Here is a 12,333-nt window from a genome sequence, read left to right as displayed (position 1 = left end):
CATGGCTATTGAGAAAGTAGCCGTTATCGGCGCTGGTGTCATGGGCGCGGCGATTGCCGCCCATGTCGCCAATGCAGGCGTTCCGGTCGTCCTGCTGGACATCGTTCCCAAGGATGCAAAAAACCGCAATATGCTTGCCGAAGGTGCTGTTGCAACAATGCTGAAGACCAAGCCTGCGCCCTTCATGCATAAGAAGAATGCGCGGCTTGTGACGACTGGCAACCTTGAAGATAACCTCGATCTTGTCGCTGACTGCGATTGGATTTGTGAGGCGATTATCGAGAATACCGGCCTCAAGCAGGATCTGTATACGCGTCTTGATGACGTTCGAAAAGATGGCTCGATCATAACATCCAACACCTCTACCATCCCGCTCAAGACGTTGATGGAAGGAATGCCGGAAAGCCTGCAGAAGGATTTCGCCATTACTCATTTCTTCAATCCTCCGCGCTATATGCGGCTGTTTGAGCTGGTTGGCGGGGACCATACGCGAAAAGAGGCGCTGGAGGATCTACGCACCTTCGCGGATATCTCGCTCGGTAAGGAAGTCGTCGATTGTTACGACACTCCGGGATTTGTCGGTAACCGAATTGGTATTTACTGGTCTTCTGTTGCGACCAGATCCGCCTATGATCTCGACCTCACGGTTGAGGAAGCGGACGCTGTCTGCGGTAAGCCGATGGGTATTCCGTCGACCGGGATTTTCGGTCTTGGTGATCTGACCGGGATTGACCTTGGGCCAAAGGTAATTGCGTCCATGCTTTCAGAGCTTCCGGAGAGCGATGCGTTCGCGCAAGAGTATGACGCCAATCATCCCCTGGTCGCGATGACCACAAAGATGATCGAGGAAGGCTATACCGGCCGTAAGGGCAAGGGCGGCTTTTACCGCATGAATAAAGAGGACGGCAAACGCGTCAAGGAAGCCCGCAATCTAAAGACCGGCGAATATGCCGAGGCACAAAAGCCTCAGCTTGGGTCCGTCAAAGCGGCGAAAAAGGGCCTCCGCGCTCTTGTCGAATATGACGACAAGGGTGGGCAATATGCCTGGGCGATCCTCTCCAAAACGATTTCCTATGCTGCGTCACTGGTGAGTGAGATCGCCGATGACATCATCGCTATCGATACAGCCATGAAAACCGGTTATGCCTGGAAATATGGACCTTTTGAACAACTCAACCAGCTCGGCAATCAGTATTTCATTGACCGGCTGGAGGCCGAAGACCTACCCGTTCCGGAATTCTTGAAGAAAGTCGGCGATCGTCCACTTTACAAGGAAGAGGGCAAGGACGCCTTCTACATGACGGTTGACGGTGATTATGCTGTCGTGCCGGTGCCTGAGGGCGCCTGGATGCTTGCCGACATAAAACGTGGCAATGAGCCGGTATTGTCTAACAAGGGTGCAAGTATCTGGGACCTTGGGGATGGCGTTGCCTGCCTTGAAATTCACACCAAGATGAATTCCATTGATCAGGATGTAGTCGCCATGCTGGTGGAAGCCGGCAAGATCGACAAGAAGGGCTTCAAGGCGCTGATTATTGGCAATGACGCGGACAACTTCTCCGTCGGTGCGAATGTTGGCCTTGCTCTCTTTGCTGCCAACGCGGCGATGTGGCCGGTGATCGAGAATTCGATCTCTGAAGGCCAGAATGCGCTGATGAAGCTGAAATACGCCCCATTCCCGGTTGTTGCAGCACCCGCTGGCATGGCGCTCGGTGGCGGTTGTGAGATTGTCCTCGCGGCGGCGGCCGTTCAGGCCCATGCAGAAAGCTATATGGGTCTTGTGGAGGTTGGCGTCGGGGTGATCCCTGGTTTCGGCGGCTGCAAGGAACTAGTGATGCGTGCGATGCTGAACAAGAAGCGTCCGGGTGGCGCAATGCCTGCTCTCTCCGGAGTGTTTGAAGCGATTTCAACCGCCAAGGTTGCGACCAGCGCGGCAGAAGCACGAGACATGATGATTTTGAGGGAAGGTGACCGCGTGACCATGAACCGCAAGCGTGTTCTCGCCGATGCAAAGAAGCGCGCGCTTGAGATGGTGGAAGGTTACGCCGCGCCGGAACCGGTTGAGGTGAATCTGCCCGGTGAAACCGCAGCGGCCGCCTTCGATATGGCCGTGTCCGGCTTCGTGACTATGGGCAGGGCGACGGCATATGACGGTGTCGTCAGTGAGCAGGTCGCCCGCGTCCTGACGGGCGGTGACACGGACATTACCCAGCCGGTGACGGAAAAGAAACTGCTTCAGCTGGAACGCGAGGGGTTCATGACTCTCATCCATAACCATAAAACGCTTGACCGGATCGAGCATATGCTCACCACCGGCAAGCCGCTTAGAAACTAGAAGGGAGTATCGAGATGCCTGTCTACAATGCACCGGTAAAAGACTTCAAATTTGTCCTGAACGACCTTCTAGGTCTCGACAAGATGACCAATATGCCGGGGTTCGAAGATGCAACCCCGGACATGATTGATGCGATCCTTGAAGAGGGTGGCAAGCTGATGAGCGAGGTGATCCAGCCGCTCAACCAGGTCGGCGATAAGGAAGGTTGCACCTGGAACAATGGCGAGGTGAAAACGCCGACCGGTTTCAAAGAGGCGTATGACGAATATCGTGCTGCCGGCTGGATGGGCCTCGATGCCGATCCCGACTATGGCGGGCAGGGACTGCCTCATGTGATCGGAATTGCGTTCGCTGAAATGATGAGCGCCGCGAATATGGCGTTCGGCATGTATCCCGGTCTTACTCACGGAGCCTACGCCGCTATCCACAAGCATGGCACCGATGAACAGAAGCAGACCTGGCTTCCGAAGATGGTGACCGGCGATTGGACCGGCACCATGAACTTGACGGAGCCGCATTGCGGCACGGACCTAGGTCTCATGCGCACCAAGGCGGTCCCGCAGGACGATGGCAGCTACAAGATTACCGGCACGAAAATTTTCATCTCCGCCGGTGAACATGATATGGCGGACAATATTGTCCACCTGGTGCTGGCGAAAATTCCGGGAGGTCCGGACGGGATCAAGGGCGTCTCGCTTTTTATCGTGCCGAAGTTCCTGCTGGACGCCGATGGAAACCCGGCCACCCGCAACGGGGTTGAGTGCGGTTCTATCGAGCATAAGATGGGTATTCACGGCAACTCCACCTGCGTTATGAACTATGAGGATGCAACGGGCTGGCTCTTGGGCGAGAAGCACAAGGGCATGCGCGCCATGTTCACCATGATGAATGCCGCGCGTCTAGGTGTGGGTATTCAGGGGTTGTCACAGGCCGAGGTCGCCTACCAAAATGCGGTGATCTATGCGAAAGACAGGTTGCAGGGCCGTTCCATCTCGGGCGTGAAGGCGCCGGAAAAGCCCGCTGATCCGATCATCGTGCATCCGGATATTCGCCGGAACCTGCTGATGATCCGTGCCTTTACCGAAGGTGCGCGTGCACTCGGCCTCTGGGCAGGATTGCAGGTTGACATGGTCGAGAAACATCCTGACGAAGAGGGACGGCGTGCCGCTGATGAAGCGCTTTCACTCCTCACGCCAGTGATCAAGGCCTATTTCACCGATATGGGCTTCGAGCTCGCCGCAACCGCGATGCAATGTTATGGCGGTCATGGCTATATTCAGGAATGGGGGATGGAGCAATTCGTTCGCGATGCCCGTATCACCCAGATCTATGAAGGGGCGAACGGCATTCAGGCGCTCGATCTTGTGGGACGCAAACTGCCGCAGAATATGGGCCGCAACCTTCGTCAGTTCTTCCATCCGGTGGATGCCTTCATCCAGGAAAACATGATAGACCCGGACCAGAAAGAGTTTGTCATGCCGCTCGCGAAAGCATTCGCGAAATTACAGCAGGGCACGGCGCTGCTGGGAGAGAAGGGCATGAAAAATCCGGATGAGGCCGGCGCGGCCTCAACGGAATATCTCCGGATGTTCGGTCTCGTTGCACTCGGCTTTATGTGGGCGCAGATGGCGAAGATTTCGACGGAAAAGCTCGCGGAAGGAACCGACGATCCCGAGTTCTACAAGACCAAGCTGGTCACGGCACGTTTCTTCTTTGAACGTATGCTCCCGGATGTGTCTTCTTTGCTTGTAAAAATGAGCGCCGGTGCAAAAACCATGATGGAACTGGACGCGGAAGCTTTCTAGGTCTTCAGGTATGAGATATACGAAAAGGCGGGTCTTTGGGCTCGCCTTTTTTGTGGAGAAATGCGATACAAAAGGCTAGACTTGGACAAAATTGACAAATTGTCAATTGTTGGGAAATTCGCACGAAACATAAAAATAAAGGTGGCGAGATGATCGAAAGAAGTATTTTCAGCGAAGAACATAATATTTTCCGGGAATCGGTTCGCCGGTTTTACGAGGAACATATCATTCCGCATCACGCCCAGTGGGAAAAGGACGGTCAGGTGAGCCGTAATGCCTGGAAAGAAGCGGGGAAGCAGGGTCTTCTTTGCATGCCAATTCCGGAGGAATATGGCGGTGCAGGTGCCGACAAGCTATACAGTATCATCATGATGGAGGAGCAGGCGCGCGCCGGCACAACGGGGCCCGGGTTCGGCCTGCATTCGGAGATCGTTGCGCCCTACATTCTCAATTACGGGACCGAAGAACAGAAAAAGAAATACCTGCCCAAACTGGCGTCCGGCGAAATGATTGGCGCGATCGCCATGACAGAACCGGGTGCGGGGTCGGACCTGCAGGGGGTGAAAACCCGGGCCGTGAAGGATGGGAATGAATATATCATCAACGGCTCCAAAACCTTTATCACCAACGGCTTTATGTGCGATCTGGTAATCGTTGTAACCAAGACAGACCCGAGCGCTGGTGCCAAGGGCACTACCTTGTTCCTGGTCGAGGCGGGAACGCCCGGCTTTGAGAAAGGCCGTAATCTCGACAAGCTAGGCCTCAAGGCGCAGGACACGGCGGAACTCTTTTTCGATGACGTGCGCGTTCCGGCTAGCAACATGCTCGGCGGGGAAGGAAAAGGCTTTTTCTGCCTGATGCAGGAACTTGCCTGGGAACGGTTGCAGATCGCCATCGGTGCAACTGCGACAATGGAAGCTGTTCTGGATGAAACGATTGAGTATACAAAAAATCGTAGCGCCTTCGGCAAGGATCTTATCGAGTTCCAGAACTCCCGTTTCAAGCTGGCGGAACAGAAAACACAGGTGCAGATTGCCCGGGTTTTTGTCGATAAATGCATCGAGGAACTGCTGAAAGGCCAATTGGAAGTCGCGACGGCGGCCATGGCGAAGTACTGGACTTCCGAGATCGAGAACAGGGTCATTGACGAATGCCTGCAGCTTCATGGCGGCTACGGATTTATGTGGGAATACCGTGTCGCACGGTCCTATGCAGATGCGCGAGTTCAGCGCATTTATGGCGGTACCAATGAAATCATGAAGGAGCTCATTGCCCGAAGCCTATAAGGGCAATGAGGATGGCAAGCCACTGCAAAGAGCGCTTGGGGCTGGCATTGGGTGTCCATCGCACATCGCTTGTAAGAAATATAGGTGAGTGTCTCGGTGTTCCGTATGATGTTCCCGGTTCTGTCCAGTCGTATCTGAAATGCATCGTTCTTACCTAGTTAGATTCCGGAAGCCTTTGAGAAAAAGTTCCCGGAGCCTGACCTTTCTATGAATGAAAATGTTGATGAATGGCGGCGATATGCCGATGGTCGGTGCCGCAGCATCCGCCAACCATAACCAGGTTGGGTAAATGCCGCGCAAGTTCCACATGCTGCGCAGCGAACTCCGATGGGTTGCCATCGTCCAACTCTTCCGCTTCGTCAAGCTCAGCATGACTTAAAGCCGAGGCATTTGCCCGCAATCCACCAATCCGGTCCCGCCAACTTCCGCCGGATTTCACGGCATTTTCAAAATGCGTGGTATGGGCACAGTTGATCATGTAGTAGACAGGGCTATTCTCGGTTGCGATTTCTGTCTTGCGGATGGCTTCCTCCAGTGTTTCGCCAGTTGGAAGACGGCCGTCGGTCTCGACGGTAAAGGAAATTGCCGTCGGGATTCCGGCTTCGGCCCCAAGCCGGGTTATGCCGATGGCTTCGTTGACATAGTTCATCGTTACGGCGGTGATCATATCCGCCCCTGCCTTGACGAATGACGTGACCTGCGCCCGGTGATAATCGGATGCCTGTTGTGCGGACATGATGAAAGAAGGATTATATCCGTCCCCACGCGGACCGATCGCGCCGTTGATGACACATTTGGTCGCTTCGGTCTCATGGGCGTCACGGATATCATGCAGCATTTCGACAGATTCCTGGTTGACCGCATCCAAGGCTTCGGGGCTGTAACACAAAAGGTTCCCCCAATCCTGACTGGCGCGCCAGGTCGGCGTATCGAGAATTATCCCGGTTCCGTTTTCCTTGGCAATCTCTATATATTTCAACAGATAGTTTTCGATCGCCTGCTTGCCTTCTTGGGTTCGCATCAGGTTAAACGCAGCGAAGTAAGGCAGATCAAATCCTTCCAGGAACAACATTGTGGTCTCCAGCCCGCCATCGGCCAAATAAATGTTGTCTTTTGATTGCGGCAACTGATTTCTATATTTCGCGTGCCTCATTTGAATCTCCTGTCTGTTTGGATGACAGGAAAATATGCACAAGGGGCTCGACATGATAGTGGAGCAATGGTGCACTTTGACGACAAAGTTGAAATACTGTTTATTTCAATAAGTTAATATATTTCTTATCGGCATAATACATGGTAGAATGTGGTCGGCTGTCGATTAAACTGTACCGACGGTACTGTACTTGCAGTACTGTTTTTTGCAGTTAACATCCTTCGAGGAAATTATGGGAAAAGGCGCTGAAACAAGGGAGCGGCTGCTTTCCATTGCCGAGGCTGCAATTCTGGCAAAAGGCTTCGGCGCGACTTCTATTGACGAACTGATCGCCGAAGCCGAAATCACCAAGAGCGGTTTCTTCTATCACTTCAAAGACAAGACAGAACTTGCCCGGGCCCTTGTGCGCCGTTATCTCGAACAGGACGAGATTCTGTTGGATAATCTTTTTAAGCGTGCAAGGGAGCTGAATGAAGACCCACTTCATGCGTTTCTGATTGGCTTGAAGTTATTTGCAGAAATGATGGCAGACTTGCCCGAGGGCCATCCGGGCTGTCTTGTGGCGACGATTTGTTATCAGGAACGCCTGTTCGACAAGGACATTCACGACCTGACGCGAAATGGAACTCTTGCATGGCGAAAGCGGTTCATCGAGCTTCTGAATGAAATAAGCGAGACTTACCCGCCGAATGACGATGTTGATATGGTGGAGGTTGCCGATTTCATCTCCACCATCGTCGAAGGGGGAATTATTATGTCGAAGGCCCTGCGGGAACCGGAGAAGCTTGCTGGCCAGATATTACTGTTCCGGTCTTATATCAAACTTCTCTTTAACCCCCGTATGTTCTGATTTACATCTGTTCCTTAAGAAGCTTCTCCTTCGGGTAACTTGTAAATTCCTCGGGCAGGGGCACGGATTTGCGCGTTGTCATATCGAAGTAACAGCCAATAACTGTGGTTGTCACGGCCAGCTTGCCAGTGTCCATATCAATCAGATTATGGCCGAAACGGAAAATCTTCCCGTCGGCTCCGATAAGGCCGCTTTTAAGCAGTATAGCTGTTGATTTCCTGATCGGTGCGTGAAATTCGGAGTAATAGTCAAGCGCCGCCGAGCCAAGGTTGCGGCTGCGGATAATTTCCCGAGTCAGACCGACCGCGTTAATGATATGGGTCGCGGCATCGGAGAAGTAGCCGACGATATGCCGCATCTCGATATGATTAAACTGATCGCATTCCCACACATCCACGGACCCACGCGCGCTTTCGAACATATGATTGAGTGGGCGGTCGGGCATCAGAGCGCCGTCAAAAGGTTTCAGTCGGAGGCAGTCCGGGTGTGGATCCGCCAATTCCTCTGCGGCGACCCGGATTTCATCAGGTAGGGGCAGTGAAGTATCCGTATCGAAATCGGCATAGTCTGCAGTAAATTCATAAACAGCAGACAACCTGTCATTGACCGAATTAAAGATATGTATAAAGCCCGTGATGAGGTCGCCCGCTACATCCCGCACTCCGCCAAGGCCATAGAGAGGGGTGCCTACATGGACCTCTGCCTTGTATTGTGTGCGGATACTCCTGAAGCGAAGTCCCTTGCGGGTTGAGCGAATAAACGCCGGGGAAAGACCAAGCCTGTTTTGTAGATGGGCGAAGGCGTCGGAGGCTTTCGACATATAGAATTGCACATTCATATGGCGCATCTGGTCACATTCCCAGGCCTCGACCGCGCCCCGGTACAGGGGAAGAACCTTGTTCATGCCGCGTTCTCCCCGTCGATTTTCAGTTCAGCCACCTTTTGCCGGATCGCATCACTCAACGGAATGGCCTTGCGGCTTTCAAGATCCATATAGGCGGATGTCATCCGGCTGGTAAAGACGAGCCCGTCGTCCACACTGTTGTAGAGCCGATGATCAATTGTCACTGTTTTATCAGAACTTCCAACAACCGCGCTCTGCATGTGAATAATGTCGCCAGCGTGAAGTTCCGCGACATAGCGGGAGTCCTGATGCACGACGGCGAGCCCGCGCTTGCCATTTTTTAGATCATCCGGATCCAGGCCGATGACGTGAAACATGTTGCACATCGCCAGGCTGATGCGGGAGCCATAATACTGTATGTTCATATGTCCCAGAAGGTCGCATTCACGCATCAGGACCTGACCGCGATAGCTCTCCATATAACCGCTCATGTACGGGGAACTCCTGTCTTACAATTATTGTTGTTATTCTTGTTGCGTCACCCTTAATAACATCCGTTTGCTATACCGGTCGACCATTTCTTGTCCGTGCTCGTTCAACAATTGAAGACGACTGCCGCTTTCCAACATCATCATCCCAAGGAGATAGGCGACGAAATCAGTTGTTTCCTCTTGCGCCTGTGCGGCAGATGCGGGGGTATGCTGATGAAGGCCGTTCGCAAGTAAACCCATTAGCGTGAGCAAACGACTGTTGAGTTCTTTCCGGGCGGCCGCCGGGATGTCCACGTTTTTCTCTTCGAGGGCTGGAAGGGACTGCAGGAGGAGCCGTCTTTCCTCTGTCCGTTCCCGGAAATAGGAGGCAATAGCTGAAAAGGTCCGAACCCCCGGGTTTCCCCGCCCTGTCTCCTGTTGGAGCCCAGTCCTGAGATGGCGGGTTAGATCGCCAAGAATGCCGGCCAGCAACTCGACCTGTATTTCCTCCTTCGTATGAAAGTAGCTATAGGCCGCCCCCAGCGAATAGCCTGCTTCCTTGGCGATGGTCCGCATATTAAGGCCATCTGTGCCATGTGCGTCGAATATCCGGCGCGCTGCGGCAAGAATATGCTGCCGCTTGAATTTCGCCAAACTGTTCGCCCGTACTTTCTTATTATGTGAGTCTGTCAAATCCAATTCCTCATATATTAAACACTATCATCATAAATGAACTATGTTCAATAAAATTTTCTATGCCGTCCTGTGTAATTTTTTTGGCATTTCCCGACGGAATTACTTTTCGCGGTTCGTTGTAGGGATAAGTCAAACCAATGAAGGAGACTTGAGTAATGAAACGGAAGATTATTATCGGCTCAATGATTGCCGCCCTGGCAATCCCCGCCCTTGCAATAGCTGCAACGGATGGTCCGCATAAGGGTCACCATAAAGGCGATATCTTTGAACGCCTGGATACCAATAAGGATGGAGAAATAAGTTTCGAGGAAATGACGGTTAGATCCACGGAACGATTTTCCAGGCTTGATAAGGACGGCAACGGTACGATCAGTGTCGAAGAAATGACCGTCAAGAAGAAGGAATTTTTCGACAAGCTCGATAAGGATGGCAACGGTTCCATCAGCAAGGAGGAAGCCCGTGCTTTCCACGACATGAAACGTGAAATGCGGAAAGAACGTCATGCGTCCCGAATGCTTGAAATCCTCGATATTGACAAAGATGGCGTTGTAACGAAGGAAGAGTTCGCGGCGGCCTCCGACAAGCGCTTCGAGGCCGCTGACGGTAACAAGGACGGTGTCCTTTCTGCAGAAGAACTGCAGAACATGGGCCCGAAAAAGCATGGAATGAAAAAAGGCTGACATTAGAGTACGCGATACCTTGTCATCGCGTAAACGGGGCCCGCTCCTTTTTACTCCATTAGAGGGGCGGGCCTTTTGCGTTTGGCCTGCCTCCAAAGGGCGTGTTAGCCGCGCGGTCGTTTGGGCAGGATATCCATATATTTGCAGATAATCCCGAGCATAACCTCATCAGCACCGCCGCCGATTGAGGAGAGGCGTCCGTCCCGGTATAGTCGTGTGATTGGTGTTTCGTTCATAAAGCCCATGCCGCCGTAATACTGCAGGCAGGCGTCAGCGATCTCCCGGGTCAGGCGGCCGACTTTCAGCTTCGCCATGGATGCCAGCAAGGTAACATCGGCCCCGCGTACATAGTCATAGACCGCGCGGTAGGTGAGGGAGCGCAGCTGCTCGACCTCCGTCAACAACTCGGCAAGGCGGAAATGGATATATTGGTTATCTAGCAGCGGCTTGCCGAATGCTTCGCGTGTCCGGGTGTATTCGATGACGTCGTTAATGGCCTTTTCCAGCGGCTTCAGGCCGGCACCCGCAGCCCAGAGCCGTTCCTCCTGAAACTGCATCATCTGGTAGGTGAAGCCTTTGCCTTCCTCCCCGATCAGGTTCCGTTGAGGCACGCGAACATCCTCGAAGAAAAGTTGCGCTGTATCGGAGGAACGCATGCCGAGTTTATCGAGCCTTTGGGCGAGAGTGATGCCGGGGCTGTCCATCGGCACAACTATCAATGACTTGCTTTCATGCATGGGGCCATCGCTGGTGTTGACCAGCATACACATGAAGTCAGCCTGGGCGCCATTGGTGATCCACATCTTCTGACCGTTAATGATATAGTCATCCCCGTCTTTTCGGGCGTGGCTTTTAATGGCGGCGACGTCAGATCCCGCACCGGGTTCAGAGACGCCGATACAGGCGACGTAATCACCGGAAATGGCGGGCTTGAGGTAGGTTTCCCGCACATAGTCAGAGCCGAAACGGGCAAGGGCCGGTGTCGCCATATCGGTTTGTACGCCGATTGCCATCGGCACGCCGCCGCAATTTATATGACCAAGGGTTTCGGAGACCGCAAGGCTGTAGGAGTAATCCAGGCCAAGGCCGCCATATTCTTCAGGTTTGCAGACACCCAGGAACCCCTGCTGTCCAAGCTTTTTGAAAAGCTCATGCGCGGGGAAGACCCCTTCAGTTTCCCATTGATCCACATGCGGGTTGATTTCCTGGTCGATGAATTTGGTGAGAGAGCGGGTCAGTTCCTGATGCTCCGGTCCATAAATCATTCCTCGTCCTCCCGCAAAAACGCCGGTACTTCTGTCAGGTGAAATCCGTTGAAGGCCTTGTTGTTTTTGTGATCCGGCATGTCCCAGTTCATACGGATATTCGGCGCGCCGCCATCAATTCGCAGGCAGCTTCCGGTGATGAAGGTTGCCGCTTCTGACAGTAAGTAGACGATTCCTGCGGAAACCTCTGACTCTGTGCCCATCCGTTTGACAGGGTGGGACGCGATTCGGTTCGTAACCCGTTCTTTCCACCAGTCCGGATAGGTGTCCATTCCCGATGATACGATCATGCCGGGCGCGATCGCGTTTACCCGGACGCCCGCTGCCGCCCATTCAAGCGCCGCCGTTTCGGTGAAGCTGATCATGCCTTTGCGCGCGGCGCCGGAATGACCCATGCCCGGCATCGAATTCCACATGTCCGCGACCATATTCACAATCGGGCCGCCACCATTTTCCTTCATCCATTGGACATAGCATTCTCGGGCAAACAGAAAACCACCAGTGAGGTTGGTCTTGATAACGGCATCCCATCCCTTGAGAGTGATTTCTTCCAGACGTGCGGGAAACTGGCCACCGGCGTTGTTGACCAGGCCGTGAATGGCGCCCTGTTCCTTAATAATCTCCGCAACGGTTGCCTTGACGGCTTCTTCATCGCGGATATCGCATGTATGGACTGTGGCTTCGCCGCCAGCCTCGGATAACTCCGCCTGCACGGACTTCAGCTTTTCCATGGAGCGACCAACAAGGGCAACCCGCGCCCCGAGCGAAACCAGTTCATGCGCCGTACAGCGGCCAATCCCACTGCCGCCGCCGGTAATGACAATAGATTGTCCGTCAAACAGTCCCGGCCGATAAATGGATCGATAACTCATCAAACTCTCCCACGTTTCTTTTTCTTTTTATTGCGGTGCCGTTTTGCCCCCAATTTTACTATATTGCGTTGGATCAG

The 12,333-nt window shown here is 53.4% G+C and carries 11 protein-coding genes; 5 read left to right on the top strand and 6 right to left on the bottom strand.

Annotated features, from left to right (window positions below; genetic code table 11):
* The first annotated feature begins 1 nt into the window (after nucleotide 1).
* From J0X12_RS01695 to J0X12_RS01685, 3 genes are all read left to right on the top strand, one after another.
* A complete protein-coding gene (locus J0X12_RS01695) occupies nucleotides 2-2,335 on the top strand; it encodes a 3-hydroxyacyl-CoA dehydrogenase/enoyl-CoA hydratase family protein (protein WP_207041380.1) in 2,334 nt (777 codons plus the stop codon).
* A gap of 14 nt (nucleotides 2,336-2,349) precedes the next feature.
* Entirely contained in the window at nucleotides 2,350-4,140 is a 1,791-nt protein-coding gene (locus tag J0X12_RS01690) for an acyl-CoA dehydrogenase C-terminal domain-containing protein (RefSeq protein ID WP_207041378.1), read from the top strand.
* 149 nt (nucleotides 4,141-4,289) lie between these two features.
* Nucleotides 4,290-5,426, top strand: a complete 1,137-nt coding sequence (locus J0X12_RS01685) for an acyl-CoA dehydrogenase family protein (RefSeq protein WP_237687927.1) — start codon at nucleotides 4,290-4,292, stop codon at nucleotides 5,424-5,426.
* Between the two features lie 205 nt (nucleotides 5,427-5,631).
* Here the strand turns inward: J0X12_RS01685 and J0X12_RS01680 are convergent, their stop codons facing one another.
* Nucleotides 5,632-6,579, bottom strand: a complete 948-nt coding sequence (locus J0X12_RS01680) for a homocysteine S-methyltransferase family protein (RefSeq protein ID WP_207041370.1) — start codon at nucleotides 6,577-6,579, stop codon at nucleotides 5,632-5,634.
* Between the two features lie 232 nt (nucleotides 6,580-6,811).
* On the opposite strand from J0X12_RS01680, the gene J0X12_RS01675 reads away from it, so the two are divergent.
* The gene (locus J0X12_RS01675) at nucleotides 6,812-7,429 is read left to right on the top strand and encodes a TetR/AcrR family transcriptional regulator (protein WP_207041368.1); all 618 of its coding nucleotides are present in this window, start codon (nucleotides 6,812-6,814) and stop codon (nucleotides 7,427-7,429) included.
* A 1-nt stretch (nucleotide 7,430) separates the two neighbouring features.
* Here J0X12_RS01675 and J0X12_RS01670 read toward each other — a convergent pair whose 3' ends face one another.
* The 3 genes from J0X12_RS01670 to J0X12_RS01660 are packed head-to-tail and all read right to left on the bottom strand — an operon-like array spanning nucleotide 7,431 to nucleotide 9,436.
* Nucleotides 7,431-8,333: an acyl-CoA thioesterase gene (locus J0X12_RS01670; RefSeq protein ID WP_207041366.1), complete on the bottom strand. Its 903-nt coding sequence runs from the start codon at nucleotides 8,331-8,333 to the stop codon at nucleotides 7,431-7,433.
* A complete protein-coding gene (locus tag J0X12_RS01665) occupies nucleotides 8,330-8,764 on the bottom strand; it encodes an acyl-CoA thioesterase (RefSeq protein WP_207041363.1) in 435 nt (144 codons plus the stop codon). The genes J0X12_RS01670 and J0X12_RS01665 overlap by 4 nt, the downstream gene beginning before the upstream one ends.
* A 33-nt stretch (nucleotides 8,765-8,797) precedes the next feature.
* Nucleotides 8,798-9,436: a TetR/AcrR family transcriptional regulator gene (locus J0X12_RS01660; RefSeq protein ID WP_207041361.1), complete on the bottom strand. Its 639-nt coding sequence runs from the start codon at nucleotides 9,434-9,436 to the stop codon at nucleotides 8,798-8,800.
* A gap of 158 nt (nucleotides 9,437-9,594) precedes the next feature.
* Between J0X12_RS01660 and J0X12_RS01655 the strand changes: the two genes are divergently transcribed.
* Nucleotides 9,595-10,119, top strand: coding sequence for an EF-hand domain-containing protein (locus tag J0X12_RS01655; RefSeq protein ID WP_207041359.1), 525 nt, complete (start codon nucleotides 9,595-9,597; stop codon nucleotides 10,117-10,119).
* Nucleotides 10,120-10,223: 104 nt separating this feature from the next.
* On the opposite strand, the gene J0X12_RS01650 is transcribed toward J0X12_RS01655, so the two are convergent.
* Nucleotides 10,224-11,384 carry an acyl-CoA dehydrogenase family protein gene (locus J0X12_RS01650; protein WP_207041357.1) on the bottom strand — a complete coding sequence of 387 codons (1,161 nt, stop codon included), beginning with the start codon at nucleotides 11,382-11,384 and terminating at the stop codon, nucleotides 10,224-10,226.
* Entirely contained in the window at nucleotides 11,381-12,256 is an 876-nt protein-coding gene (locus tag J0X12_RS01645) for an SDR family oxidoreductase (protein ID WP_207041355.1), read from the bottom strand. The genes J0X12_RS01650 and J0X12_RS01645 overlap by 4 nt, the downstream gene beginning before the upstream one ends.
* Nucleotides 12,257-12,333: the final 77 nt, after the last annotated feature.

This window comes from Sneathiella sedimenti (assembly GCF_017313765.1).
Classification (GTDB): domain Bacteria; phylum Pseudomonadota; class Alphaproteobacteria; order Sneathiellales; family Sneathiellaceae; genus Sneathiella; species Sneathiella sedimenti.
This window is presented reverse-complemented; position numbering and strand designations above follow the sequence as displayed.

Bases quoted from the DNA above. Each gene is read 5' to 3' on its own strand.
- J0X12_RS01685 (WP_237687927.1), top strand. From the start codon at position 4,290: ATGATCGAAAGAAGTATTTTCAGCGAAGAACATAATATTTTCCGGGAA.
- J0X12_RS01665 (WP_207041363.1), bottom strand. From the start codon at position 8,764: ATGAGCGGTTATATGGAGAGCTATCGCGGTCAGGTCCTGATGCGTGAA.
- J0X12_RS01650 (WP_207041357.1), bottom strand. From the start codon at position 11,384: ATGATTTATGGACCGGAGCATCAGGAACTGACCCGCTCTCTCACCAAA.
- J0X12_RS01670 (WP_207041366.1), bottom strand. From the start codon at position 8,333: ATGAACAAGGTTCTTCCCCTGTACCGGGGCGCGGTCGAGGCCTGGGAA.
- J0X12_RS01690 (WP_207041378.1), top strand. From the start codon at position 2,350: ATGCCTGTCTACAATGCACCGGTAAAAGACTTCAAATTTGTCCTGAAC.
- J0X12_RS01680 (WP_207041370.1), bottom strand. From the start codon at position 6,579: ATGAGGCACGCGAAATATAGAAATCAGTTGCCGCAATCAAAAGACAAC.
- J0X12_RS01645 (WP_207041355.1), bottom strand. From the start codon at position 12,256: ATGAGTTATCGATCCATTTATCGGCCGGGACTGTTTGACGGACAATCT.
- J0X12_RS01655 (WP_207041359.1), top strand. From the start codon at position 9,595: ATGAAACGGAAGATTATTATCGGCTCAATGATTGCCGCCCTGGCAATC.
- J0X12_RS01695 (WP_207041380.1), top strand. From the start codon at position 2: ATGGCTATTGAGAAAGTAGCCGTTATCGGCGCTGGTGTCATGGGCGCG.
- J0X12_RS01675 (WP_207041368.1), top strand. From the start codon at position 6,812: ATGGGAAAAGGCGCTGAAACAAGGGAGCGGCTGCTTTCCATTGCCGAG.